This is a genomic window from Candidatus Omnitrophota bacterium (assembly GCA_041649175.1).
Classification (GTDB): domain Bacteria; phylum Omnitrophota; class Gorgyraeia; order Zapsychrales; family JBAZNR01; genus JBAZNR01.
In genome coordinates this window covers 186,364-211,079 of sequence record JBAZNR010000002.1, presented here as the reverse complement: position 1 = coordinate 211,079, position 24,716 = coordinate 186,364, and the positions used below count along the sequence as shown (strand labels likewise).

Genomic DNA, 24,716 nt, shown 5'->3' with positions numbered 1-24,716 from the left:
GGTTATACAGCCTGAACAACCAGATCCGGCTTGAATTCTTCGCGCAGAATTCCTTCGATGGCCTTGAGCGTTCCCATTGTAGAGCTAGGGCAAGAACCGCAGGCTCCCTGATAGTTAACGGTCAAAACGTTTCCCTCTAAGCCCATAACCTGTAGATCACCGCCGTCACCTTGAAGAGCCGGGCGTATGGTCCGATCCAAGATCTCTTCGATCTTAACAAGATCCGGTGAGGTTGGGGCTGGTTTTTTTTTCTCGGAATCAACGGTAAAATTTGGATTATGTTCTGAGATCTTTTCCAAGATCGTATTTTTTACCTGCAGTTCTAGACCGTCCCAATCGGCATTGCCATCCTGCGTAACGGTAATAACATTATCAAAGAAGTAAACCTCTGAAACATTTGGGATAGCGAATAGATAGCGCGCCAAAGGATTGGCGTGGCACTCTTCGGCCGTTTTGTAAGCGGCTTTCCCTTCGGTTTTTACCGGCGTATTTAGAATGAACTTAAGCGCGTTTGGATTTGGCGTACTTTGCACATGAATTTGTATGTCCATAGAAGACTCCTTTTTATTGTGAGGGTATTTTACTGAAAATGAGTGGAATGTCAAGAAATACTTCGTAAGACGACTTATTTAAACTTTACACGACTTTGAAGTATTTTTCAAGCTCTTTTAGGAAGGGTCAATGTGGTTCTTGACGACGAAATCGGCAAACGGAAAAGCGCAGGTAAACGCGGGAGAAACAGCGTTAAGAACATGAACGCTTGAGCCGTCACTCTCCACAACAAAATCTTGAAGAAGTTTGAGGGTTTTTTTGTGTAAAAGTTGCGCGCGAATGCCGGGAGCCAAAAATTGGCCAAAACCTTTTGGGTCAATATCCTTTACCAGAGAGGTTGCTAGCTGGATGAAATGCCCCCTGTTATATTTCTTGATCTCATCAAACGCGAGATTCCGAAATCCGAAGGAATTCGTCAGAAAAAGTTTTGCTTCGTGGAACCCGATCGAAAACAATTCACTCAATTTGAAGTTTTCAACTCCGCCATAATTTTCTCTCCAAAAGGCGGGGATTGCGGTGGGGCCGATCTTAATTTTTCCGGTTGAGGTTTTTGTGAAATGAACGCCCAAAAATGGATTTTTTAAATTCGGGACCGGGTAAATATTTGTCTTTATGTCGGTTTTGTTCTTGCTGTATTCTAAATATATTCCCTTGAAAGGAACAATGGTGTATTGCTTTCCAAATCCAAAATCATGCGCGATCTTGTCGGCATAAAGTCCGGCGCAATTAATGATCTTTTCCGCCGAGAAATCGCCCTGGTTGGTTTGAATGGTGTTGCCTTTTCTGGATAAATACCCGGCATTAAAAGAAAACTGAACTTGCATGTTTTGAAGATCCGCTTGCAGGGATCGACAAACTTCTTTTGGGTCAACGCTTGCGGTGAGCGGCGAATGCAGTGCTTTTCTAAATGTGTGGATATTGGGTTCGATTTCTTCAGCCTTCGCGCTTTCGATAAGGCGGACAGAAGAACCATTTTTTATCCCGCGGCGTTCTAATTCGTAAAGCTGTTCAAGTTCTGCTTCGTTTTGCGCGACCACCAACTTACCGCACTCATTTATAGGGATATTTTTACTGCGGCAATATTCTTTCATGGCGCGGTTACCAAGAATGGTAAAGCGCGCTTTAAGCGAATCGGCGGTGTAATAAAATCCGGCGTGAAGAACCCCGCTATTTCGCCCCGAAGCATGCCGGGCGATTGCCGGTTCTTTTTCAATGACGAGGATATCGTTTGAAGGATTTTTCTTCTTCAGGGCGTAAGCGATCGTAAGCCCAACGATTCCGGCACCAATAATGATGTAGTCGTATTTTTTATTCATGATGGTTTTGGGCGAAAGGCTTTTATTTTGCGCTCGTTAACAGTTAAATAGGGCCCACCGACCAGGTCAATGCAATATGGAACAGCCGGAAAAACAGCCTCTAAACATTGCTCTATTGATCTAGGTTTTCCGGGAAGATTAATAATAAGTGTTTTATTGCGAATGCCTGCCGTCTGGCGCGACAAAATTGCCGTCGGAACATATTTTAACGATACGGCGCGCATCAGCTCTCCAAAGCCGGGCAGAATTTTTTTACATGCTTTTTGTGTTGCCTCCGGCGTCACATCGCGCGGCGCCGGTCCCGTTCCGCCGGTCGTTAGGATCAAACAACATCCAAGTTTGTCTGACATTTGGCAAAGTGTTTTTGTGATGAGCTTTTGTTCATCGGCAATGACCTTATAGACGGGTGTCCACGGATTTGTTAAATAGCCCTTAAGCAGTCGAATGATCTCTTGCCCGGAAATATCTTTGTAAATTCCCCGGCTGGCTCGGTCGGATATGGTTAAGACTCCGATGCGGATTTCTTTTGATTGGGTCATCTTAGGCTTTTTCAAGAAGGTAAATACCGACGCGGGCGAAAAGATTCGGCAGGATGCTGATCTCGCTTGTGAGCCCAATGGGGCGCTCGTTCACGATTTGAATGCTGTTAACGCGGCAAAACCGGCGAAAATCCTTAAGGCTTAAGAAACGCAAGTTCGGCGTATCGTACCATTCATAAGGCAGTTCTTTTGTAATAGGAACTTGTCCGCGAAAAAAAAGCTGAAAGCGCGCGTTTACTTGACAAAAGTTCGGAATACCGACAATAACTTTCTTTCCAACACGCAAAGATTCAAAAATAACTTTTTGCGGGTGCAAAACCTGCTGTAAGCTTTCGTTTAGGATGACGTAATCAAAACGTTTGGTTGCGTAATCGACCAGCTCCGAATCAATGTCGCCGTGAGAAATGGTCAATCCCCGCTCCATGCATTTGTAGACAGCCTTTTCGTCGATTTCAATTCCGGTCGCCTTGCATCCTTTTTCCTGGATCAAAAGAGATAGCAGTTCCCCGTCGCCGCAACCTAGGTCCAAGACGCGGGAATTTGGTTCAATAAGGCTTAAGATAACCTTATGGTCAATTCGGACTTTTTTTATTTCGGGTTCTGTCATCGACTGATCTCTTTTTGAATTCGTTTTAAATAGTGTTCGATCAAACGTGATTGTCCGTCAACCTCGACTAAAAACGCGTCGTGGCCATAATCAGATTCGACTTCACAATAAGAAACATCGATATCGTTGGTTTTAAGAGCCTTGACCATATCCTTGGATTGGTAAGGCGGATAAAGCCAATCAGATGTAAAGGCAATGACCAAGAAGCTTGCCTTGATATTACGAAATGCTTTTGCCAAATCTCCATCGGGAGCAAGGTCGAAATAATCCAAGGCCTTTGAGATATAAAGATATGAGTTGGCATCAAAGCGTTGAATAAAGCTGTCGCTTCGATACTTCAAGTAATTTTCGACTTCAAATTCATGGGAAAAATCGTATCCGAATTTTTCCTTCGAGAAAAGTTTTCGTCCGAATTTTTCTTCCATGCTTTTATCGCTCATGTAGGTAATATGCCCCATCATGCGCGCGATGCCAAGCCCGCGGCCTGGAATAGTTTTTCCGTAGTAGTTTCCCCCTTGCCAGTCTGGATCTTTCATGATGGCTTGCCGGCCGACTTCGTGCAAAGCGATCTGTTGAGCCGTCTGACGGGCATTGGCGGCGATCGCAATAACGGAAGCAATTTCATCCGGATAGCTGACACCCCATTGAAGCGCTTGAAGCCCGCCCATAGAGCCTCCTGCCAAACAAAGGATCTTTTTGATCCCCAAATGCTCTCGGATCAAAATTCTTTGCGTTTCCACCATATCTTTAATGGTGATGACCGGAAAATTCAATCCATAAGGTTTGCCGGTTTTTGGATCTATTGAAGATGGGCCGGTCGATCCCTTGCATCCACCCAAGACATTGACGCTGATCATAAAATATTTATTTGTGTCAAAGGCTTTTCCGGGTCCGATCATCGGGTCCCACCAGCCGGGTTTCTTGTCGTCTTTGCTTGTTCCGGCGGCATGGGCATCCATCGTCAGGGTATGAAAAATGATGATGGCGTTAGATTTGTCTTTATTAAGCGTGCCATAAGTTTCGTAAGCGAGTGTAATGGGCCCTAAACTTGCTCCGCTTTCCAAAGGAAATTCATGAGGCGGCTGGGCAAAGGTGTAGAATTTGGTTTCGACCGGCCCGATCGAATTTTCGGCTGTGGATTTAATGTTTGGTTTTGCGCTCATTGTTTTTTACTTTCGTCGGAAATAATGAAATACGAGGAATAATATCACAGGCGTTTATGGATGTCAAATGGCCGTAAGTTTGTTATTACGAGGTGTATCCCAAATTGGGCGATAGCCACTTTTCAATTACCTTAAGGCTCATTCCTTTGCGCTTGGCATAGTCAAGCACCTGGTCTTTGCCGATCTTCCCAACGCCGAAATACTTTGCTTCGGGATGTGAAAAATACAATCCGCACACAGAAGCCGCCGGAAGCATGGCAAAACTTTCGGTCAGTTTCATCCCTGTTGCCTGAGGAGCTTCAAGTAAATCAAAAATTATTTGTTTTTCTGTGTGATCCGGGCAAGCCGGATAACCCGGTGCCGGGCGAATTCCTTGATATTTCTCTTTGATAATTTCTTCATCGGTTAATTTTTCGTCACGGGCATAGCCCCAAAGGTCTTTTCGCGTTAAAGCGTGGATATGTTCCGCAAACGCTTCCGCTAACCGATCGGCCAAAGCCTTTGCCATAATGCTATAGTAATCGTCATGTTCTTTCTCGAATGTTGCGACAAGCTTTTCTAGATCAATGCCGGTTGTAACGGCGAAACAGCCGATATAATCTTTTATTCCTGATTCCTTAGGCGCAATAAAATCGGCAAGCGCGAAATTTGGCTGGCGCGATGTTTTTTCGGATTGTTGCCGCAAAGTATGAAGAACAGCGATAGGCTTTGTGCGATGGTCATCCGAATATAACTCGATGTCATCGTGGATGGCATTAGCCGGATAAAAACCAATGACGGCGTTCGCGGTTAAGAGTTTTTCTTTAATGATCTTTTGAAGAAGTTTTTGCGCGTCCGAAAAAAGTTTTCGAGACTCTTTGCCGATCTTAGGGTCATCAAAGATCTTTGGGTACGTTCCCTTCATTTCCCAAGTTAGAAAAAAAGGAGACCAGTCAATGTGCTTGACGATCTCTTCCAAAGAAAATCCCGCAAATGCTTTATTGCCGAAAAATGCCGGCTTGACGGGCTGATATTTTTTCCAATCAAATGGCAGTTTTCGGTTGCGGGCTTCTTCAATGGATAAAAGCGCGGTTTCTTTCTTTTGCCCTAAATAATGCAAACGTAAAGAATCGTATTCGGCTTTTGTATCGTTCAAGAATTTTTCTTTTGTTTGCTTGCCTAAAAGCTGCCCGGCAACACCCACGCTTCGGGAAGCGTCTAAAACATGCACAACGCCCGGTTTATATTCCGGAGTTATTTTAACGGCGGTGTGCATTTTCGACGTTGTCGCACCGCCGATCAAAAGCGGGACCGAAAAACCTTCACGGGATAATTCTTGCGCTACGTGGACCATTTCTTCTAATGATGGCGTAATAAGCCCGCTCAATCCGATCAGATCAACCTTTTCTTCTCGCGCGATTTTTAAGATTTTTGAAGCGGGCGTCATAACGCCGAGGTCAATGATCTTGTAGTTATTACAGGCTAAAACAACACCGACGATATTTTTTCCAATATCATGAACATCGCCTTTGACCGTCGCTAAAAGAATTGTTCCGGCGTATTGATGTCCGGTAACGCCCTTGGCGCGTTCTTTTTCCATAAACGGCGTTAAATAAGCAACGGATTTTTTCATAACGCGCGCGCTTTTGACAACTTGAGGCAAAAACATCTTTCCGGAACCGAATAAGTCGCCTACGATATTCATTCCCGCCATCAGCGGGCCTTCAATAACGTTTAATGGTTTGCCCAGTTTTTGCCGCGCTTCCTCTGTATCTTCATCAATGAAATCAACGATGCCGTTGACCAGAGCGTGAGATAGCCGCTCTTCGACGCTGGTTTTCCGCCATTTTTTGTCTTCGACGGCAATGGTCATACCGGTTTTCTTGACCGTTTCGGCAAAATCAATCAAGCGTTGGGTCGCGTCGGGATCGCGGTTAAATAAAACATCTTCAACCAGTTTTAAAAGGTCTTTGGGAATTTCTTCATAAATGGCGATCTTTCCGGCGTTGACAATGCCCATATCAAGCCCGGCTTTAATGGCGTGATAAAGAAACGCTGCGTGCATGGCTTCTCGTGCTGTATCATTACCGCGAAAAGAAAATGAGATGTTGCTGACCCCGCCGCTCACCAGCGCGTGTGGTAAGCCTGATTTAATTTGCTTGATCGTTTCAATGAAGTCAACGGCGTAATTATTGTGCTCTTCCATGCCGGTGGCGATGGTTAAAATATTCGGGTCGAAAATAATATCTTCCGGAGGAAAATGGATCTCTTTTGTGAGGATGTCATAAGAGCGTTTGCAGACTTCGATCTTTCGCTCGGCGCTGTCCGCTTGCCCTCGTTCGTCAAACGCCATAACAACGGCCATGGCGCCAAAACGCTTAAGAAGCCGAGCTTGGTTTTTAAAAACTTCTTCGCCTTCTTTAAGGCTAATGGAATTGACAACCCCTTTTCCTTGAATACATTTTAATCCGGCTTCGATGACCGACCATTTGGATGAATCGATCATAATAGGAACGCGCGCGATATCCGGTTCGGCGGCGATCAAATGCAGAAAAGTCGTAATGGACTTTTCAGAATCTAAAAGCGCTTCGTCCATATTGATGTCGATGATCTGCGCGCCGTTTTCGACTTGTTGGCGCGCGATAGACAGCGCTTCATCAAAATTCCCGTCTTTGATGAGCTTGGCGAATTTTGGAGATCCGGTGACATTGGTGCGCTCTCCAACATTAACAAAATTTGTTTCCGGGCGAATAACCAAAGGCTCCAGCCCGCTTAGACGAGAATATTTCTCGACGGAAGGGATCGGCCGCGGTTCTATATGTTCAACCGCGCGAGCGATCGCGTGAATATGGCGAGGCGTTGTTCCGCAACAGCCACCGATGATATTCAATAATTTTTGCTTAGCAAAATTTCCTAAAACTTGCGCCATGAATTCCGGCGTATGATCGTATTGTCCGAACGCGTTAGGAAGCCCTGCATTAGGATAGCAGCTGATGAAAACATCAGCATTTCGAGACAAATCTTCTAAGTAAGGTTTCATTTCGGGTGCGCCTAAGGCACAGTTGAGCCCGACGGAAAATGGCCTAACGTGAGCAATGGAGATCCAAAACGCTTCCGCCGTTTGCCCGGAAAGTGTCCGCCCCGACGCGTCGGTAATCGTCACCGAAACCATCACCGGAATTCGGCGGCCTATTTTTTCAAAATAATCTTCAATGGCAAAAAGCGCCGCCTTGCAATTAAGCGTGTCAAAAACTGTTTCCACCAATAAAAGATCAACACCGCCCTCTATGAGCCCGCGAATTTGTTCGGCGTAAGCGGCAACTAATTGGTCAAAAGTAACGGCGCGAAATCCCGGATTATTGACATCCGGCGAGAGTGACGCGGTTTTATTGGTCGGCCCGATAGCGCCCGCAACAAAACGTGGTTTTTTAGAATTCTTTCTGGAAAAACTTACGGCGGCTTCTTTCGCAAGTTTCGCGCCGGCGAAATTTAGCTCGTAAACCAAGGATTCCATTTGGTAATCCGACATGGAAAAAAGATTGCTGTTGAATGTATTGGTTTCGATGATGTCGGCGCCGGCTTCCAGATATTTCTCGTGGATCTCTTTGATAATGCGCGGCTGGGTCAAGGTCAAAAGGTCATTGTTCCCTTTTACGTCACAGGGATGATCGCTAAAGCGTTTTGAACGGAAATCTTTTTCGGTGAGCTTGTGCTCCTGGATCATGGTTCCCATGGCGCCGTCTAAAACTAAGATGCGCTTTGAGAGCAGTTCTCGCAAGACTTGCTCTGTTTTATTTTGCACACTTTTCCGGAAGAAATTAAATAAGTTCATTGGCTAATTTATGATTTTGTATGATCCGCGCGCGGGAGCGATAAACGGCGGAATCCTTTGGAATTATTTCTAATTTTCTTTTTTCGAAGAAATCAAATCCTATTCCTGATTCCGGTAAAAATTCTTTCCAATTTGTTAAAGGCGCCGTGGTATTGTATGGACAAACTTCCTGGCAAATATCACAGCCGAAAAGCCAACCCTTTGCCTGTTTTATTTCATCCGCGCTAAGAGGATCTTTTCGCTCGATCGTTTGATAACTGATGCATTTAACCGCATTCAGCGTTGAATCATTATTGATCGCCTGCGTCGGGCAGGCGTCAATGCAAAGCCGGCAGCTGCCACAATCCCATTTTAAAACGTCATCAGGTTCGAAGGTGTGTGTCGTTAAAACAACACCGATAAAAAAATATGAACCAAGCCCGGGGCGGATGACCATGGAATTTTTTCCTAAGAAACCAATTCCCGCTTTTAGCGCCAGGCTTCGCTCGGCAATAGGGCGGCTGTCAACACCCGCATAACATTTTATATCAGCATTTTGATTTTTGATGAAATTTTCCAATTCTTTTAGTTTTTCTCCAATGACAAAATGATAATCTTTCCCAACGGCGTATCGAGCGAGTTTTGTACGCGTGTTAATTTTAGGCTCAAGGGTGTTTCTATAATTTTTTATAAGGACAATGGCGGATTTTACGCCGCCTAAAAGAAGCTCGGGGTTTTCTTTGAATTTGAAATGTTTTTTCAGGTAATCCATTTCGCCGTGATAGCCGTGATCGAGCCACTCTTTATAGATAACCAGCGCATCGCTTAGCTCGGGTGTGGTAAATCGGCAGTCGTCAAAACCAAGGGTTTGGGTGGCGAAGTGGAAAATTTTGCTTTTTAAAGTTTCCATTTGAAATTAAATTCCAATAACCAAGCTACAATCTCCAAATAATAATCAATGACCAATGTTTCAATAAACAATCTCTATGCTGTTTGGTCATTGGTTATTGTATATTGGAAATTATTTGGTTATTGTGATTTGGTGATTGGTTATTGAATATCTGCCCTTTTAAAACATGCGGTGTGGCGCTTGTGATTTTCACATCGACAAAGTCGCCGATCTTATAAGGGCCTTTGGGAATAATAACGATAATATTAGTGTCGGTGCGGCCTTGAAAATGCTCGTCAGAACGGGTTGTTCTTTCTTCTTCGATAAGGATGGAATGGGTTTGGCCGACGTACGAACGGTTTTTTATCAAAGAGATCTCTTTTTGCAGATCATTAAGTAAAACGGTGCGTTCGGCTTTGATGGCATCGGGGACATCATCCGGATATTTATTCTCGGCGATGGTGTTTTTTCGGACGGAATATTTAAAAATGAACGCGGCATCGTATTGAACTTTTTTGACCACATCCACCGTATCTTGAAAATCACTATCGGTTTCCGTCGGAAATCCGACGATAATATCGGTGGTGAGCGCGACGTCTGGGCAAAGGGAGCGGATTTTATCCACTAATCCTAAATATTCTTCTTTTGTATAGGTGCGGATCATCATATCCAAAATGCGATCATTGCCGGCCTGAAGCGGAAAATGAATGTGTTTGCACACCTTGGGATTTTGCGCGACCACTTTTAAAAGCCTTTCCGGAAAATCTTTTGGATGCGGCGAGGTGAATCGAATGCGCTCAATTCCCTTCACTGTGCTTACTTTATCCAAAAGGTCGGCAAAGTCACTTCCCTCGTAATTGTAAGAGTTCACATTTTGCCCTAAAAGCGTGACTTGTTTAAAACCTTCATCTGCCAAACGCCGCACTTCCGACAGGACATTTTCGGGCGCTCGGCTTCGCTCGCGCCCTCGTGTGTACGGAACCACGCAAAATGAGCAGAAATTATTGCATCCGCGCATAACCGCGATCCAGGCGTTAACACCTTTTTCACGCGTCGGATAAACGTCCGAATAAGTTTCAAATTCGGAAAGAGTTAGGTCAAACGGCTTGTCGCCGGTTTCACCGGCCGCGCGAATAAGATCGGGAAGTTTTTTGTAGCTGTCCGGCCCGGCGATAAAATCGATCTTTAAATTGCGGCTTTCCAAAAGTTCTTTACGCAAGTTTGTCGCCATGCAACCTAAAATGCCAATGAGCGGTGTCTTTCCGTTTAAATCGTGGCGGATGTCATGAATGCGCCCATAAACTTTTCGATGCGCGTTTTCCCGCACCGCGCAGGTATTGAGCATGATCACATCAGCTTCCGATTCGGTTTTGACGAAAGAATAATTAGCTTTAGTCAGAATGGAACGAATCAACTCCGAATCATACTCGTTCATTTGACACCCATAGGTTTCAAGAAAGACCTTCATTTAGAATCCTCGCTTTGGTGAAACCTGTTCATGGGTGTCAAACTCCGAATTCTGGCGAGAAAAATGTTGAGGCGTTTCCTGCCGAAAGATTTTTCCGCCGCGTAGAATTCGGAGTAAGTTCACATGCCGAAAATTTTTCGGCTGCTTTAAATTCGGTGTAAGATTTGTATTTTTATCCATTAGAATTTATTTTATTCCAAAATATCTTCATTGTTTTCCTTAAAGAATACCAATGCTTAACGCTATTCCCAGAAGGATCAGCGTTACCCCAACAATGACCTGTATTGCCCGTAAGGTTACTGTTTTTAATATCATTTTTCCAAGGTAAGCTCCGGCAAAAGCTGAAATTGTAGCGGCTAATATCAATCCACCCAAATTGGCCATTGTCGTCGATAAAACGGAAGAAAGCCCGATGCCGTAAACAGTTAATCGTCCGCAATCGACAATGACGGCTAAGACAACGTTTGTCCCGATAAATTCTTCCTTGGCGAGGCCTGCCTTGATAAGGAACATTGAGCGAAATGCTCCTTGATTGCCGGACAATCCGCCAAAAAACCCGGAGATGATTCCTCCAATAGGCAGATATTTTGGATCGATCGAAATTTTTGCGAATGCCGGAACGAATTCAAGGCCGGAAAAAAACACGATAAGCAACCCGACTACAAGCTTAACGGTCGTGATTTCGCAAGTATGTCCGCCAATTTGATAGGACGCCATTGCCGGAATTGAAGAAGCAGATGTCAAAAAGAATGCGCCGAGTACTGCCGCAAAGATTGCCGGAACGCCAAACTGGATCACAATACTTTTATTCGCGCGGCGGCCAACGAGGAACAATTTAAATAAATTATTCGCGAAGTGCGCCAAAGCTGTTGCCGCGACCGCGATGGGAACAGGAAAAAATATCGCCAAAACCGGCATCAGGATCGTGCCGAGCCCAAATCCTGAAAAGAAAGTCAGCCCTGAAGCCAGTAAGGCAACTAAGCAGACAACGATGTATTCCATCTTGTTCTCCTGTTAAAACTATCTAAAACGTCACAACCTTATCGCTTTCCTTAATAATTTCATACATGTCTTTCATCGTTGAGATCGGGCACATTTTGGAGCCTTCTTGCTCTCTGCTTTTGATGCAGGTTCCGCAGGCGTATATCTTTCCGCCGTCCGCCATGAATTTCTCTGCTTGCTCAATCGTGTTGAATTTATCCGTGCTGACTTTTTGATACTCCACTCCTTTGCCCATGAAGAAAATTTTGACTTCATCTTTTTGTCCGAGCGCAAAATTAGCATAACGAATCGCGTTCCAGCAGGTCTCCGCGTCATTGCTTGAGATAATCACTCCGATTTTCATAGCTCTACCTGCCTTTCCATCAGCACATTTTTATAGCTATTTCTGCGCGATCACGAGCATTTCAAAATCTTCATTTGTCAGCTTATCGTTTCTTGAATATGCTCCAAGCTTCGCGCCAAAGATGTCGACCTTCTTAAACTCAAGCGTCTTTAAAAGCCACATTATCTCGCTAGGCACGTAATAACGCTCGTTACACTTGAGCTCTTGTTTATTTCCGGAATCGTCCTCAAAAACAGCAGTGTTATGATCACGGAAAGTCATCAGATCAAAGGAACATTCTTTGCACTGTGACTGGCCTTCTTTCTCGGCCGATTTATAGAAGTCACTGACAGAATGAAACAGCGGGAATAATCCGTTTAATGTGGTGAAAATGAACTTGCCTTTACTTTTAAGTGCTTTGGTAGCACTTTTGAGGATATCAAAATTCATTTCATCGGTTTCCATCAAGGAAAATCCGCCTTCGCAGAGCATAATTGCCAGATCAAACTCGTGTTCAAAAGGAAGATCGCGCGCGTCATGTTTCTGAAAGTCGATCGTTACCCCGGCTTCTTTGGCTTTTTCCTTCGCCCTTGCGAGCTGTGACTCGGATAAATCAATACCTTTGACCTGATAACCTCTTTTGGCCAATTCAATGGAATGCCGCCCGGTGCCGCAGCCAATATCTATGATCGTCAAAGATCTATTACGGCCTATCTCAGCTTCAATAAAGTCGCATTCACCTGAAGTTCCTTGAACAAAAGGCTCATTATCGTATTTGCGCCCGTAATTCTCGAATAATGCTTCATACCATTGTTTCATTTTTTATCTTTCGTTTGCGGTACCCCGGGCTCGCGGGCTTCAAAACCTTTTTATAAAAATCTGCTACCTATTCCCCATCCCAATAATTAACGTTGATATTCTCGCGGCCGACGAACATAAAGCGATTGGGCTTGCCATCGGAACCAGCCGGATATTCGGCGAGGATGCCGAATTTATTCGAATCCGGATAATCACAAATCTCCGGGTACATTTTAGTACTGACGGCAAGATATTTTAATTCTTCAGTTCCGGTATTGATGATTTGATGGGCGGTTTCTTTTCCGCCCGGCGGACAGGCGATAAAATCGCCTTGACGGACCGGATAGGTTTCTTTGCCGATCCGAAGCTCGCCTTTTCCTTCCAGAATAAAAAACATTTCTTCATTCACGCGGTGATTGTGAAACGGAAAAGCGCGTTTGCCGGGAGGAACGGACGTAATATTGTAACCCAGCTTTTGCGCACCGATCAGTGGCGCGATCGGCCCCATTTTCGCGTCGAACTTTTCGGCGGACTTGCCTGTTGGCGCAAAGGCCGCGGGACGAGACTGCAATTTAATATCAGAAATATTTATAATGGGTTTGGGCATTGTGAATCTCCTTAGAATTTATAAACGGTGCCTGGCACTTTCTTTTGCGTGCTATCCGGGAACTGCCCCTTTTTTGGGATTTGAGATGATTTTCATAGCTCTCTTAAAAGTTCTTTCCTCCGTATACCGCGACACACGATTCCCAAATAAGTAGAAAGATAAGCAGCACAGTAAAAAAAGAAATAAATGCTGAGGTTCAAAAGTTATTGAGTAATCCCAGGTGGTTGGAATAGGAATAAAATTTAAAATGGTCTGGCTGAACACGGATAAAACAATATAAATCCATGCTATTAAACTATCAGCTCGCTGTGCGGATAGCTCTCTTATGAGTTCTTCATTGTAGTCATATCCGGGTATAGCTATCTTTGCAATTGAAATATGTGAAGACCAAACGTTGCGTCGAATCCAGAAGTAAGATCCAATGGCAGTGCTTGCAAGCGGCAGCACTTTCAATATGTCGGTTAGAATTCCCATATCAAATATTGAGATTTAACAAATTAAGTGGTGCCTGGCACCGTTTTTGTTGACTCAGTCTAAATACTTTTTTATTTCTTAACATACGTTTTAAGAGAATTCTCAGGGTTTTTTGGATCATCTACGAATTTATAAATAGGCATTTTTTTAAATAAGAAGTCAATGGACTTCCTTAGAGCATCATATTTCTCAGGTATATTCTTCATTAAGTCTTCAAGCGAATGAAAATCAGATTCGTGTATTTCAGAAAGGTTTTCTAAGGTTTCATGAATTTCCTTTAACGTGTACTTAACATCTATTTTTTCTTTAATTTGCAGCAAAGCCTTATCAATAAACCTAGTAATCGCATTTGATTTAACCCCCCTCAAATTCCACACGTGCCCTTGAACACCCTCAAGATCAATAGCTAAATTGCTTATTTTTGTACTGATCCTGCTCTCGATCAATTCTATATCTTTTTTATAGATTTCTTTTTCCGTTTCTAGCAGTTTTATTTTCTCTGTAAACCTAGAATCTATAATCTCTTTTAGATCGCTTTTTGCCTTCTCTGATAACTGTTGAACAATACGTTCGTTTTCTTTGTTAGCTTTGTTAATATTTTCTAATAAATTTGACTTGTCTGCGGTTAGCCTTTTTTCTAATTCATTTTTTATGTTATCTATTTCCTGTTTTCCTATACGATAATTAAAAAATATTTGAGTACCGAGGACTAATAGAATAAATCCTGCTACAAAACCACAAGCCCATTGTGTGGTTGACATTAGCCTATCATTTGATTCCTTAGAATTGTTGTATAATAACTCATACGCCTTGGATTCAGTCATGGCATGAATACTAGATTGAACATTATTAGCAATCGGACTCTTGGCATTAGCCTTCGTAGAGTTGACGGCTTCAGCTTCCAATGATCCCATCACTATCAAAACAATAAAACTGCTTGCTATTAATATTTTTTTAAACATTTTACTCCTTTTATTGAGAGTCCTTTAAACCGTTTCCCGCTTTCCCCTATTTGAATTCCATGAATTCCGGGAACACTCGTCATTCGCCTTCGGCCCGCGGCTTCGCCGCGAGATGTGCGGATGCAAGATTGCGCCTAGTGAGAACTATCTATTCTCCCAATTGAATCTCAGATTGAAATATAAACATTGCTTATTCACCATCCCCCATTGTTTTCATTATTATTCTTCTTTGAGGATGATCCATAAGGATTATATGATCCGCTGTATCCGTCATTATCGGGATTCTTGGTTCCCTCTTTGCCCGTATAGGGATTGTAGTTTCCTTTTGTCGAATAATTGTCGTATTCAGTGCTATTAGGCGAGCTTCTGTAATGTGGTTGAACATATGTGCCATCTTTGCGGTAGTATCCATCAACGTACGTATCTGCATAAATTGGGCTGCAAATTAATAAAATTCCAACTAAAATTAATAACTTTCTAAACATTGAAGCACTCTCCTTTTGTTTTAAAGCAAGTCATTGTGATTACGGTTAAAAGAAGAAACTTCTGCCTCCTTTCTTGGGAGTTAGAGGGCATTACTTAATTCATCTTCATGCTTCGGAATTATACAATTTTTCCTTCGGAAAATCAACCCTTCGACGCGTTTCTCTTGTGGTTCGACTCTTGCTCACCATCCCGAGCGGAAGTCGAGGGGCTCAGGGTTGTGCTGAGCGGCGCCTTAATGATACGTCAGGGCGCCGTCGAAGTGCAATTGTGGAGAGAAAAGGTGGGTAAAAGCGAAGGGCGCCAAAAACGCTATTGCGTTTTTGGCGCCCAGACATAAGCGGATCAATTACATGTTCTTTTCAGAAATCATTTTCACGCCTTCGGCCGGATTTGCCTTAAACTTCGCCGCACAATCCGTGTGGCAAAAATGATAGGTCTTTCCTTCGTATTCTTCATGGACGGAGGTTTTTTTATCAAGTTCCATTCCGCACATGCAGACCTTATTTTCCATCATGTGCGTAGCCTCACCTTCCGCGGCTTCACCCACTCCACATTTTCCGCAATGGGCAAAAACACTTGAATTAATTCCGAAAACAAACGCCGCAACAAAAAATGCAATTATAAAACGCATTGCATGACTCCTTTCGATTAGTTGGTTGTTTTGCTTTTTAAAGATCTTAATTTCACTATTTCCTTATTTTCTGCGACGAAAGTGAAATGAACTTTTATCCCGCCGACTGTTTTCGGTTCTTTAAAAGCAGGAAGTCCAGCGCGGTTTGGGCGTTAACGAACGCGTTTAAAAACGCGTCATTTTCACAGATCAAGCGCAAGCGCTTGGTCAGGCATTGTGCGGATTCTAAAACTTCCTTTTGAAATTTGGCAATTTCTTCGTTGATCTTTGCTTTATCCTCGCCGTAGATCTCTTTGATATTGCTTAAAAGATGATCGGCCATTTCCTTAGGCGGTGTTAGAGGGCTAATATCTTTTAAAAACCCGCAATAGCGATTGCCCATTTCGCAATAATAAATGAGACTTAAGATCGCTACATATTTAAGCGCCTGCTGGGTTGTTGTCTTGGAAACCTTAACGTTGGATGCGTCCCCGGCAGAAAAAACCGCCGTCACTTCCTGGTAAGACATGTACCGATCGACGTTTTTTAGATATGGCAAAATGGGCCGAAGAGCTAAACACAAAATGTCTTCGCCATGATGAGGGCAATGTCCGCAAGGTTGAAATTCGGGCATTTCTTTGATATTAGGGTGGATCTTTTTAGGATCTTGCCAAAATTCCTCGGAAAGCGCCTCAATTTCATCGCGCACGATCTTGACCTTTTGGCCGTCGGGAAAAAGCAAATAAAGGCCTTCTTTAGTAAAGTCTTCTTTTTGGAAAATTGAGGGTAATTCGGTTATTGTCATCGTCGTTTTTATTTTAACTAATGATTAGCGTATCTCTTTTATAATGAAACATCAAGCCAAAAAACACTCGCCAGCGCTATGCGCGAGTTTTTCAAACAAAGCGCTAATTCTTTATCCGATAGCCGGTTTTAAAGATCCACTGGACAAAAGCTATACAGACAGCTAGAAAAACAAATATCATCAATAGGCTAAGCGTCAATCCGACATCGGACTTTTCGTAGAAACTCCAACGAAAACCACTGATAAGATACACGACCGGATTAAATAAGGAAATCTTTTGCCAAAAATCCGGCAGCATATTGATCGCGTAAAAACTTCCTCCTAAAAATGTAAGAGGTGTGATGATCAAGATCGGAATGATCTGTAGTTTTTCAAATCCGTCCGCCCAGATACCGATAATAAAACCGAACAAGCTGAACGTAACGGATGTTAAGACTAAAAAGAAAAGTACGAAGAAAGGATGAGCGATCTGTAAGGGAACGAAAAAAAACGCGGTGATCAGGATCAAAATGCCCAGCAAGATCGATTTGGTCGCGGCGGCTCCCACATAGCCTAAAAGGATCTCAACATAAGAAATGGGCGCGGAAAGAAGCTCGTAAATGGTTCCGGTAAATTTCGGGAAATAGATCCCAAACGACGCGTTGGATATGCTTTCTGTCAAAACCGCGAGCATAATTAAACCGGGCACGATAAATGATCCGTAACTGATCCCGTCGATTTGGGTGATGCGCGAACCAATGGCTGATCCGAAGACCACAAAATATAAACTTGTGGAGATCACCGGCGAGGCAATGCTCTGCCCGACCGTTCGAAACCATCGATGCATTTCAAATTTGTAAATAGCGTAAACGGAGTAGAGGTTCATTTTTATTTTACCAGCTCGATGAAAATCTCTTCCAGCGAATGTTGATCGGTATGAATATCTTTATAAACAATGCCTGACTGGGAAAGCTTGGCTAAAAGGTCAGCGATCCCGTTATCATCCTTGGTAGAATCGTAGGTGTAAACAAGTTGCGTTCTATCGGCATTGAGGCCCAATTTCCAAGGCGCTAATAGATCAGGGATCGCGGCAAGCGGATCTTTTAGTTCCACGACCAATTCTTTGCGTCCAAGTTTTTTCATCAGTTCCTGCTTATTCTCGGTGATAATGATCTCCCCTTTGTTGATAACGCCGATCCGTTCGGCCATTTCTTCGGCTTCATCGAGGTAGTGCGTCGTCAGGATGATCGTGACTCCGGTTTGCTGGAGCTTTCGGACTTGCTCCCACATATCTTTTCTTAAATTAACATCAACACCGGCCGTCGGTTCATCTAGAAATAATATCTTAGGTTCGTGTGATAAGGCCTTGGCGATCATGACTCGGCGTTTCATGCCACCGGAGAGAGTGCGGATCATATTGCTTTTCTTATCCCAAAGTGAAAGTTGCTTGAGAGTTTTTTCAATGAAGGCAGGATTTGTAGGCTTACCGAACAGCCCCCGGCTAAAGCTGACGGTGTCCCAAACGGTTTCGAAAGCGTCGGTTGATAACTCTTGGGGAACGAGCCCGATCAAAGAACGGGTGTGGCGAAAATCCCGGATAATGTCATGGCCGTCGACCAAGACTTCTCCGCTGGTGGGGTTAACAATTCCACAAATGATGTTAATAAGAGTGGTCTTGCCCGCGCCGTTGGGCCCTAAAAGAGCAAAGATTTCTCCTCGGCGGATCTCAAGATCGATGTTTTTTAACGCTGTAAGGCCGCCGCGGTAAACTTTAGTTAAATTGTGGATAGAAAGGATGGAGTCCATAAATAGCAAGAGTTAAGCTGTCTTTTCTGTCCTCATCAACTGAAGAGATTCGTTAAGGTCTTTAAAAGCTTTCTGATAAAAATCCTGCGCTTTAAGATAATTTCTCCAACGCACAATATCCCGATAAGCTGTCAGGTCAATGCGCGCGATCTCACAGGGATCTAAGGCGGCCAGCAAAGCAATATCGGCAATAGAAAACTCAGTTCCCGTGATAAATTTGCCAAGGCTTAATTGTTTGTCCATGATCGGCAAATATTTATCCATCATTTCCAGGCCAAATTGCAGTGATTTTGCATCCACTTCCTTTTTAAACATGGGAGCCAGGACACGGTTGAACGTGATCCGGCCTATGGCGTTACCTATGTGAATGGATGAAAAATCGATCCAGGCGTCGACGATGGCTGCTTTTTTGATGTCCTGAGGGTAAATTGCGGATCTCTCTTTTTTTGCCAGGTAGCGAACAATGGCATTGCTTTCAAAGATCGTAAAACCGTCATCCTCCAAAGCGGGAATTTTTCGCGTCGGAGTGATCTTTGCAAATTCGGCGGTTTGATTTTCACCTTTCATTGGATCGATCGAAACGAACTCATAAGGCAGTTCTAAATAATCTAAACAATAGCGCACCTTGTTGACATTATTAGAAAGCGCTGCTCCGTAAAGCTTGATCATGACAGCTCCTTTTTATCAGACGAACGGCTACTTACTGGGCCTTAAGGCGTATTTTCCTGATCCCAGCCAAATAAGGGATAAAAATAAAATACCGACTTCAATGGCATGCGATGCTTTTCCGATTCCGTCTCCGCCTAATAAATGATGCATGGCGGCAATGAGCATAGTAAAAGCCATGAACGTTGCGGCGGTGCGTGTTCCGATCCCAAGAACCAATAAAAGCCCGCCTAAGCCTTCTGACAAGGCCGCTAATAATCCCCAGAAAACGGGCAAGAAAGTTATTCCGTATCGGCTTAAAGCGGCGCCTATTTGTGTCCACATATCCGGCCCGGCCATTAATTTCGGCAATCCATGTGTTAAAAAAAACATCAGCCCTATTCCAACGCGCAGAATAAGCAATCCTAGATCCTTATTTTCCCGAAGCGTTATCATTTGAGCTCCTTTCGTTTTGGTTGTTTTTGTTTTTGGTTCGACATTGTTTTTTTAAGCGCTGCTTTTGGGAGTTGCGAGTGTTCGCTGAATGGTCTTAATATCCTCAATATTTGCTAGAACTAAAAGCACATCGCCGTCTTCGATCGCGGTGCTACCTCCGGGAACGATAAACTTTTCCGCGCGGGAGACAAGAATAATAAGCGCTGTTGCAGGTATCCGTAGCTGCGAAATGGTCTGGCCGGCCGCAGCTGAGCCGTATGGCACGATCAGATCCGTAAGTGTTGCGTCAATGCCTTCCGCTTGCCCAAGCTCAATAGGAAATTTTATTTTCGCGTCAAATGGGGCTTGAACTCCAAGCATTTTAGCGGCCAGCGGAATAGATGTTCCCTGAATGAGAACAGAGGTGACGACAACAAAAAAGACAATATTAAAAATCGCATGGGATTGGGCTGTGCCTGCCAATAGAGGAAACGTTGCCAGAATGATCGGGACCGCGCCGCGTAATCCAACCCAGGAGATCATTAATTTTTCAGGAAGGCTGAATTTAAACGGGATCAAGCATAAGAAAATACTGATCGGACGCGCGAGAAAAATAAGGATCATTGCAATTAACAAGCCGCTTCCCACGATCGGAACGATTTGAGAAGGAAAAACCAAAAGCCCAAGCGCTAAGAACATAATGATCTGCATTAACCAGGCTATTCCCTCGTGAAACCGGATGAGCATCTTTTTGTTAGAAAAATCACTTCGGCTTAATAAAAGGCCCAAGATGTATACCGCTAAAAATCCGTTCCCGGAAATCAATGTTGTGAGCGCGTACGTTAAAAGCACCAATGAAATCGTTAAAACAGGATATAGCCCGTCGTATTCAAGCTTGATCCGATTGACACAGATAATGGTTAGGCGCGCCATGAGATAACCCATGACTGCCCCTACACCCATATTGAGGGTAAATAGCCAGGCCATACCTAACAATGTTGCGCCGGAATTTGACAAGATATTCAATAGCCCTATGGTAAGAAAGACGGCCATAGGGTCATTGCTACCCGATTCAAATTCAAGTAACGGCTTTAAGCTGCCTTTTAAAGATATTTTCTTGGAGCGAAGTACGCTAAAAACTGCCGCGGCATCCGTGGATGATACGATCGCGCCGAGCAATAATCCTTCGATAAGAGTGAATTTTAATACCAGAACAGCAAAAAAACCAACGATAAGGGCGGTGAGGAGAACACCGGCTGTCGATAAAATTATTCCGGGGGCAAATAAGGGTTTTACGGCATTCCAGGAGGTATCAATGCCGCCTAAAAAGATGATAAAGATCAAGGCGATGATACCGATGGATTTGGCGGCTTGATAATTGTCAAAATAGATTCCACCGAGGCCTTCCGATCCGGCGATCATTCCGATGATGAGGAAAAGTAAAAGCGCGGGAACCGCGAATCGGTCGGATAACTTGCTCGCTAATACGCTGATCAGCGTAAGGACCGCGGCCAAAAGCAAGAATATTTCTAAAGTGAATGTCATTTTTTTAAGCGGATTTTTTTAGAAATAGAACAGTAAACTGGGCAGTCCCGCCGCAGATCGGCGGGACTGCCCAGCAGCAAGAGCAATCTCTTAAAAGAACCTATCGGTGCGTATACATTTCAAGCAACTGATGACGCGTTGCTTCTAAACGCTGGACAAAAACATCGGCCAAGCGTTTGTATATTTCATAACCTAGGTCATGATTTTTTTCACAGGCATCTTTGAGGGCTTTACCGTTTATAACGATCAGTTCGGTTTTTTCAATCGCGTGCGCGCTAAACCGCCACTGGTTAGGGGCAATGAACCAAGACCAGCCTAAGATATCTCCATCTTTTAATGTTTGAATAGCAAAAGGGTGGCTGTCGGGAACGCGGACTTCGACGTTCACTTTTCCGGTTGAGACAATATAAAATTTTGCCGCCGCGTCGCCTTCCTTAAAAATATATTCGCCGGGCTTAAAAGAATCGTAAGCCGTGTATCCCGCAATAAGGTCTAAATATTCCGGTTTTAATCCTTTAAAGAACGGATGATCTTTTAGATCTGGCGTCATTGGTCTTTCCCTTTCTTTTAGAATAACTTTTTACAAGATCTTCTTTTTGTTTGCGTGATAATTTCTTTATATCGCGCTCGGCGCGTAAAACACTTTTGTAGTACCGGTATTTTTTCGCGTATACCAATCGGACCGGAAGCTTCCCTCTTAAGTATTTTGACCCCGTTTTGTTGTTGTGGCGTTTAAGGCGTTTTTCTAAATTGTGCGTGTAGCCGGTATAAAAGGTTTGGCCTTTGCACTCAACAATGTAAACAAAATATTTGCTGATGCGCTTGGGGACTCTTTTATTTTTCGCGTGAGAATTATACATCCCTTTGGGCATAAAATCAAACGTTGAAAATGGATTTAAATCTTTAAAGTTTTGTTAGTAGCGCCCGTTGGAATGCGTGAAATGATGAATGAACTTTTCGCAATCTTTTGTCGCGCATTGATAAAAACATAATCCCAGCCGGCGTTCAATAATGTCTTCCGGCGTTTGGGCTAATTCATTTTTGATCGAATAAATAACCTGGGCTTTAATGAACGGATTACAGCTGCAAAACCGTTCCTTAAGCGATGAGTTTGTTTCGGTCAATTTTAAAACGTCTTTATAGCGGGTTCCGTATTTATTGACCAAGGCTTGAGCGGATTCAAGCTCAATGCGAAATTTTTTAGCGATCTCTTCCGGCTTTTCGATCACAACACCGCTTCCGTAAACACGAAATTCTTCTTTTGATCTAATTTTTAAAACTCTCTTTAAGCAATCTTCGGCAATGGCGCGATACGTTGTGTATTTTCCGCCGATCACAAAGGTGACGCCCGACGGTGTTGTGAAAATATCGTGTTTGCGCGTTGCTTTTGAGGGTAGCACGCCGCCGCTACGCACCAAAGGCCGCAAGCCGGCAAATGATGTTAGGATATTCTCATTTTTAAACTCCAGGCCGGGAAGAACTCTCTTGGCTTCGTTCATCAGGTAAGCAATGTCTTTTTCGTTAACGGTGACCTTGTCGGGATTACCGATATAGTCGGTGTCCGTCGTTCCTATTAATGTGTTGTTCAAAAACGGAATGGCGAAAAATATTCTTTTATCGCTGTGCGAGGTGATCAAGATAGCTGTATTAACAAGCTTTCCTTTGTAAACAATATGAACGCCTTTAGTCGTTCGAACGCGTTTTTTTTCGTGAGTTTTGTCGAGCCGGATGAGGCTGTTAGACCAAGGCCCCGTTGCGGAAATAATTTTCTTAGCGCGAATATCAAATGAATCGTGGTTAAAGCTGTTACGCGCGCGTACCCCGACGATTTTATCATTTTCTTTTAAAAAGGCGGCGGCTTCCGTATAGTTGGCAACGATGGCGCCTTTGCGTTTCGCTTCCAGGATATTTTCTAAGCAAAGGCGCGCATCATCCATTTGCGCGTCATAATACATAACGGAACCTAAAAGATTTTCCTTATTTAAAGATGGTTCGAGAAGTTCGGTTTCTCCCACGCTTAGCGTTTTATGTTTCCCCAGAGTAAATCGTCCGGCCAAAGCATCGTAAAGAAAGACGCCCAGCTTCATCATCCATAAAGGGCGCGCGTCGTTTTTGTAAACCGGAATTAAAAAAGGAATGGGTTTAACCAGATGCGGGGCGCATTGGACTTGGCGAAAGCGTTCATGAAGCGATTCATAAACCAGGTCGAGTTCTAAATTTTCTAAATAGCGAATGCCACCATGGACAAGCTTGGTGGATTTGCTGGATGTCCCTGCGGCGAAATCATTTTTTTCTATTAAGGCGACTTTAAGATTACAGCCGGCGGCCATGTTAGCGATGGCAGCGCCGTTAATTCCGCCGCCGATAATAAGCAGGTCAAATTCTTGATTAAATTGCTGGCTCAAATTTTCGTTCATACGCTAAGCGTTTGCCGGACTGCCTTTTGCCAGCCGTAATAGAGTTGGTTTCTTTGTGCGGACTTCATTTTAGGGCAAAAAACTTTTTCGGGAACATAAAGTTTTTTTAAATCTTCTTTCCCTTTCCATAATCCGACCGCGACCCCGGCTAAGTGCGCGACGCCTTGCGCGGTTGATTCGATGGTTTTTGGCCGGATGACTTTGCAGGGCAAGATATCCGCCTGAAACTGCATAAGGAAGTTATTTCGGCACGCGCCGCCGTCCACTTTTATCTCCGTGATCGTTTGCCCGGATTCATTCTGCATCAGATCAAAGACATCTTTGGTTTGATAAGCGATGGATTCGAGCGCGGCGCGGATAATATGTTTTCTGTTCGCGCCGCGCGTTAATCCGACGATAATGCCACGCGCTTGCGCGTTCCAGTACGGTGCGCCAAGTCCAACAAAAGCCGGGACAAAATAAACTCCGTTGGTATCCAAAATCCCTTTGATGGCATTTTCCGTTTCGGAAGAGTTTTTGATAGCGCCGAGTTGATCGCGTAACCATTGAATAACGGCGCCGCCGATAAAAATAGAGCCCTCCAAGGCGTAAACCGGTTTTCCTTGATCGTCGCAAGCAAGCGTTGTTAATAATCCGTTCTTAGAATAGATCAACTTGTGTCCGGTGTTTAAAACGATAAAACATCCCGTTCCATAAGTATTTTTGACAGTTCCGGGAAGATAACAGCCTTGCCCGAAAAGCGCGGCTTGCTGGTCGCCCATAACACCGGTAATGGGAATTCCGCTGATGAGCCCGGCGCCGCCGAGAGCGGCGCCGTAAGTTTTTCCGAATAATGAACCGGAATTTTGAACTTGCGGCAATATCTCGCGGGGAATATTTAAAATTTTCAAAAGCTCGGCGTCAAAATGAAATGCTTTAATGTCGAACAAAAGCGTGCGAGAGGCGTTGGTAAAATCCGTTATATGCGATTTTCCACCGGTGAGCTTCCAGATGAGCCAGCTATCGATAGTTCCAAAGCAAACTTCCCCGTTTTGCGCGCGGCGGCGAAGCCCGGGAACATTGTCTAAAAGCCATTTTATTTTTGTTCCGGAAAAATAAGGATCTAAGACGAGCCCGGTTTTCTTGCGGAAAACATCCTGGAGGCCTTTTGCTTTAAGTTCTTCACAGGTTTTCGCGGTGCGCCGGCATTGCCAGACGATAGCGCGCGAAACAGGTTTAGAAGTTTTTCTGTCCCAAATGACCGTTGTTTCTCTTTGATTGGTGATACCGATGGTAAGGATTTGCTGGGGCTTAACGTTTCCTTTTCTCAAAGCCTGCTTGATAACGGCCGCGCACGAATTCCAAATTTCATCCGCATCGTGCTCCACCCAGCCGGGCTTTGGGAAGAACTGCTTGAACTCTTTGTAAGAGTTCGCGATAATTCGTCCCTTCACATCAAAAACAAACGCTCTTGAGCCTGTCGTTCCCTGGTCTATGGCAAGGATGTATTTTTTTATCAT

Annotated in this window: 25 protein-coding genes; all 25 read right to left on the bottom strand. The window is 44.0% G+C overall.

The window, feature by feature from the left end:
* Positions 1–2: 2 nt before the first annotated feature.
* Positions 3–551, bottom strand: a complete 549-nt coding sequence (locus WC676_06035; GenBank protein MFA5060170.1) for a NifU family protein — start codon at positions 549–551, stop codon at positions 3–5.
* 117 nt (positions 552–668) lie between these two features.
* The gene (gene lhgO / locus WC676_06030) at positions 669–1,868 is read right to left on the bottom strand and encodes an L-2-hydroxyglutarate oxidase (GenBank protein ID MFA5060169.1); all 1,200 of its coding nucleotides are present in this window, start codon (positions 1,866–1,868) and stop codon (positions 669–671) included.
* A complete protein-coding gene (gene mog, locus WC676_06025) occupies positions 1,865–2,407 on the bottom strand; it encodes a molybdopterin adenylyltransferase (GenBank protein ID MFA5060168.1) in 543 nt (180 codons plus the stop codon). Before mog ends, lhgO begins: the two co-directional genes overlap by 4 nt.
* Before the next feature lies 1 nt (position 2,408).
* Positions 2,409–3,014: a methionine biosynthesis protein MetW gene (gene metW, locus WC676_06020; GenBank protein ID MFA5060167.1), complete on the bottom strand. Its 606-nt coding sequence runs from the start codon at positions 3,012–3,014 to the stop codon at positions 2,409–2,411.
* A complete protein-coding gene (locus tag WC676_06015; GenBank protein ID MFA5060166.1) occupies positions 3,011–4,177 on the bottom strand; it encodes a homoserine O-acetyltransferase in 1,167 nt (388 codons plus the stop codon). Before WC676_06015 ends, metW begins: the two co-directional genes overlap by 4 nt.
* 85 nt (positions 4,178–4,262) lie before the next feature.
* Positions 4,263–7,958 carry a methionine synthase gene (metH, locus tag WC676_06010; protein ID MFA5060165.1) on the bottom strand — a complete coding sequence of 1,232 codons (3,696 nt, stop codon included), beginning with the start codon at positions 7,956–7,958 and terminating at the stop codon, positions 4,263–4,265.
* Between the two features lie 16 nt (positions 7,959–7,974).
* Positions 7,975–8,877 carry a tRNA epoxyqueuosine(34) reductase QueG gene (gene queG, locus WC676_06005; protein MFA5060164.1) on the bottom strand — a complete coding sequence of 301 codons (903 nt, stop codon included), beginning with the start codon at positions 8,875–8,877 and terminating at the stop codon, positions 7,975–7,977.
* A 94-nt stretch (positions 8,878–8,971) separates the two neighbouring features.
* On the bottom strand, positions 8,972–10,324 hold the full coding sequence (gene miaB, locus WC676_06000) for a tRNA (N6-isopentenyl adenosine(37)-C2)-methylthiotransferase MiaB (protein ID MFA5060163.1): 1,353 nt from the start codon (positions 10,322–10,324) through the stop codon (positions 8,972–8,974).
* A 219-nt stretch (positions 10,325–10,543) separates the two neighbouring features.
* On the bottom strand, positions 10,544–11,326 hold the full coding sequence (locus WC676_05995; protein MFA5060162.1) for a TSUP family transporter: 783 nt from the start codon (positions 11,324–11,326) through the stop codon (positions 10,544–10,546).
* A 22-nt stretch (positions 11,327–11,348) separates the two neighbouring features.
* Positions 11,349–11,669 carry a DsrE family protein gene (locus tag WC676_05990; GenBank protein ID MFA5060161.1) on the bottom strand — a complete coding sequence of 107 codons (321 nt, stop codon included), beginning with the start codon at positions 11,667–11,669 and terminating at the stop codon, positions 11,349–11,351.
* A gap of 36 nt (positions 11,670–11,705) precedes the next feature.
* Positions 11,706–12,467, bottom strand: a complete 762-nt coding sequence (locus WC676_05985; GenBank protein ID MFA5060160.1) for a class I SAM-dependent methyltransferase — start codon at positions 12,465–12,467, stop codon at positions 11,706–11,708.
* A gap of 67 nt (positions 12,468–12,534) precedes the next feature.
* Entirely contained in the window at positions 12,535–13,053 is a 519-nt protein-coding gene (locus WC676_05980; protein MFA5060159.1) for a cupin domain-containing protein, read from the bottom strand.
* Positions 13,054–13,598: 545 nt separating this feature from the next.
* A complete protein-coding gene (locus WC676_05975) occupies positions 13,599–14,489 on the bottom strand; it encodes a hypothetical protein (GenBank protein MFA5060158.1) in 891 nt (296 codons plus the stop codon).
* A gap of 194 nt (positions 14,490–14,683) precedes the next feature.
* Complete coding sequence (locus WC676_05970) at positions 14,684–14,974, bottom strand: hypothetical protein (protein MFA5060157.1); 291 nt, start codon at positions 14,972–14,974, stop codon at positions 14,684–14,686.
* Positions 14,975–15,321: 347 nt separating this feature from the next.
* On the bottom strand, positions 15,322–15,606 hold the full coding sequence (locus WC676_05965) for a YHS domain-containing protein (protein ID MFA5060156.1): 285 nt from the start codon (positions 15,604–15,606) through the stop codon (positions 15,322–15,324).
* A 94-nt stretch (positions 15,607–15,700) separates the two neighbouring features.
* Positions 15,701–16,390, bottom strand: a complete 690-nt coding sequence (locus WC676_05960; GenBank protein MFA5060155.1) for a hypothetical protein — start codon at positions 16,388–16,390, stop codon at positions 15,701–15,703.
* Positions 16,391–16,493: 103 nt separating this feature from the next.
* Complete coding sequence (locus WC676_05955; protein MFA5060154.1) at positions 16,494–17,255, bottom strand: ABC transporter permease; 762 nt, start codon at positions 17,253–17,255, stop codon at positions 16,494–16,496.
* A gap of 2 nt (positions 17,256–17,257) precedes the next feature.
* Entirely contained in the window at positions 17,258–18,175 is a 918-nt protein-coding gene (locus WC676_05950; GenBank protein ID MFA5060153.1) for an ABC transporter ATP-binding protein, read from the bottom strand.
* 12 nt (positions 18,176–18,187) lie between these two features.
* Positions 18,188–18,844, bottom strand: coding sequence for a glutathione S-transferase family protein (locus tag WC676_05945; protein MFA5060152.1), 657 nt, complete (start codon positions 18,842–18,844; stop codon positions 18,188–18,190).
* A 27-nt stretch (positions 18,845–18,871) separates the two neighbouring features.
* A complete protein-coding gene (locus WC676_05940) occupies positions 18,872–19,276 on the bottom strand; it encodes a DoxX family protein (protein ID MFA5060151.1) in 405 nt (134 codons plus the stop codon).
* A 51-nt stretch (positions 19,277–19,327) separates the two neighbouring features.
* Positions 19,328–20,800: a potassium/proton antiporter gene (locus WC676_05935; protein ID MFA5060150.1), complete on the bottom strand. Its 1,473-nt coding sequence runs from the start codon at positions 20,798–20,800 to the stop codon at positions 19,328–19,330.
* A gap of 100 nt (positions 20,801–20,900) precedes the next feature.
* Positions 20,901–21,350: a cyclic nucleotide-binding domain-containing protein gene (locus WC676_05930; GenBank protein MFA5060149.1), complete on the bottom strand. Its 450-nt coding sequence runs from the start codon at positions 21,348–21,350 to the stop codon at positions 20,901–20,903.
* Positions 21,316–21,672: a GIY-YIG nuclease family protein gene (locus WC676_05925; protein ID MFA5060148.1), complete on the bottom strand. Its 357-nt coding sequence runs from the start codon at positions 21,670–21,672 to the stop codon at positions 21,316–21,318. The genes WC676_05930 and WC676_05925 overlap by 35 nt, the downstream gene beginning before the upstream one ends.
* A gap of 42 nt (positions 21,673–21,714) precedes the next feature.
* Entirely contained in the window at positions 21,715–23,217 is a 1,503-nt protein-coding gene (gene glpD, locus WC676_05920) for a glycerol-3-phosphate dehydrogenase (GenBank protein MFA5060147.1), read from the bottom strand.
* Positions 23,214–24,716 (bottom strand): glycerol kinase GlpK, encoded by a 1,503-nt coding sequence (gene glpK / locus WC676_05915; protein ID MFA5060146.1) that lies wholly within the window; start codon positions 24,714–24,716, stop codon positions 23,214–23,216. Before glpK ends, glpD begins: the two co-directional genes overlap by 4 nt.

What these genes read in the sequence shown, in the direction of transcription:
- WC676_05995 (MFA5060162.1), bottom strand. Translation starts at nt 11,326, where the DNA reads ATGGAATACATCGTTGTCTGCTTAGTTGCCTTACTGGCTTCAGGGCTG.
- mog (MFA5060168.1), bottom strand. Translation starts at nt 2,407, where the DNA reads ATGACCCAATCAAAAGAAATCCGCATCGGAGTCTTAACCATATCCGAC.
- WC676_05950 (MFA5060153.1), bottom strand. Translation starts at nt 18,175, where the DNA reads ATGGACTCCATCCTTTCTATCCACAATTTAACTAAAGTTTACCGCGGC.
- WC676_05945 (MFA5060152.1), bottom strand. Translation starts at nt 18,844, where the DNA reads ATGATCAAGCTTTACGGAGCAGCGCTTTCTAATAATGTCAACAAGGTG.
- WC676_05985 (MFA5060160.1), bottom strand. Translation starts at nt 12,467, where the DNA reads ATGAAACAATGGTATGAAGCATTATTCGAGAATTACGGGCGCAAATAC.
- WC676_05930 (MFA5060149.1), bottom strand. Translation starts at nt 21,350, where the DNA reads ATGACGCCAGATCTAAAAGATCATCCGTTCTTTAAAGGATTAAAACCG.
- WC676_06015 (MFA5060166.1), bottom strand. Translation starts at nt 4,177, where the DNA reads ATGAGCGCAAAACCAAACATTAAATCCACAGCCGAAAATTCGATCGGG.
- WC676_05960 (MFA5060155.1), bottom strand. Translation starts at nt 16,390, where the DNA reads ATGACAATAACCGAATTACCCTCAATTTTCCAAAAAGAAGACTTTACT.
- glpK (MFA5060146.1), bottom strand. Translation starts at nt 24,716, where the DNA reads ATGATAAAAAAATACATCCTTGCCATAGACCAGGGAACGACAGGCTCA.
- queG (MFA5060164.1), bottom strand. Translation starts at nt 8,877, where the DNA reads ATGGAAACTTTAAAAAGCAAAATTTTCCACTTCGCCACCCAAACCCTT.
- miaB (MFA5060163.1), bottom strand. Translation starts at nt 10,324, where the DNA reads ATGAAGGTCTTTCTTGAAACCTATGGGTGTCAAATGAACGAGTATGAT.
- WC676_05975 (MFA5060158.1), bottom strand. Translation starts at nt 14,489, where the DNA reads ATGTTTAAAAAAATATTAATAGCAAGCAGTTTTATTGTTTTGATAGTG.
- WC676_05990 (MFA5060161.1), bottom strand. Translation starts at nt 11,669, where the DNA reads ATGAAAATCGGAGTGATTATCTCAAGCAATGACGCGGAGACCTGCTGG.
- lhgO (MFA5060169.1), bottom strand. Translation starts at nt 1,868, where the DNA reads ATGAATAAAAAATACGACTACATCATTATTGGTGCCGGAATCGTTGGG.
- WC676_05940 (MFA5060151.1), bottom strand. Translation starts at nt 19,276, where the DNA reads ATGATAACGCTTCGGGAAAATAAGGATCTAGGATTGCTTATTCTGCGC.
- WC676_05955 (MFA5060154.1), bottom strand. Translation starts at nt 17,255, where the DNA reads ATGAACCTCTACTCCGTTTACGCTATTTACAAATTTGAAATGCATCGA.
- glpD (MFA5060147.1), bottom strand. Translation starts at nt 23,217, where the DNA reads ATGAACGAAAATTTGAGCCAGCAATTTAATCAAGAATTTGACCTGCTT.
- WC676_05925 (MFA5060148.1), bottom strand. Translation starts at nt 21,672, where the DNA reads ATGCCCAAAGGGATGTATAATTCTCACGCGAAAAATAAAAGAGTCCCC.
- WC676_06035 (MFA5060170.1), bottom strand. Translation starts at nt 551, where the DNA reads ATGGACATACAAATTCATGTGCAAAGTACGCCAAATCCAAACGCGCTT.
- WC676_05935 (MFA5060150.1), bottom strand. Translation starts at nt 20,800, where the DNA reads ATGACATTCACTTTAGAAATATTCTTGCTTTTGGCCGCGGTCCTTACG.
- WC676_05980 (MFA5060159.1), bottom strand. Translation starts at nt 13,053, where the DNA reads ATGCCCAAACCCATTATAAATATTTCTGATATTAAATTGCAGTCTCGT.
- metW (MFA5060167.1), bottom strand. Translation starts at nt 3,014, where the DNA reads ATGACAGAACCCGAAATAAAAAAAGTCCGAATTGACCATAAGGTTATC.
- WC676_05970 (MFA5060157.1), bottom strand. Translation starts at nt 14,974, where the DNA reads ATGTTTAGAAAGTTATTAATTTTAGTTGGAATTTTATTAATTTGCAGC.
- WC676_05965 (MFA5060156.1), bottom strand. Translation starts at nt 15,606, where the DNA reads ATGCGTTTTATAATTGCATTTTTTGTTGCGGCGTTTGTTTTCGGAATT.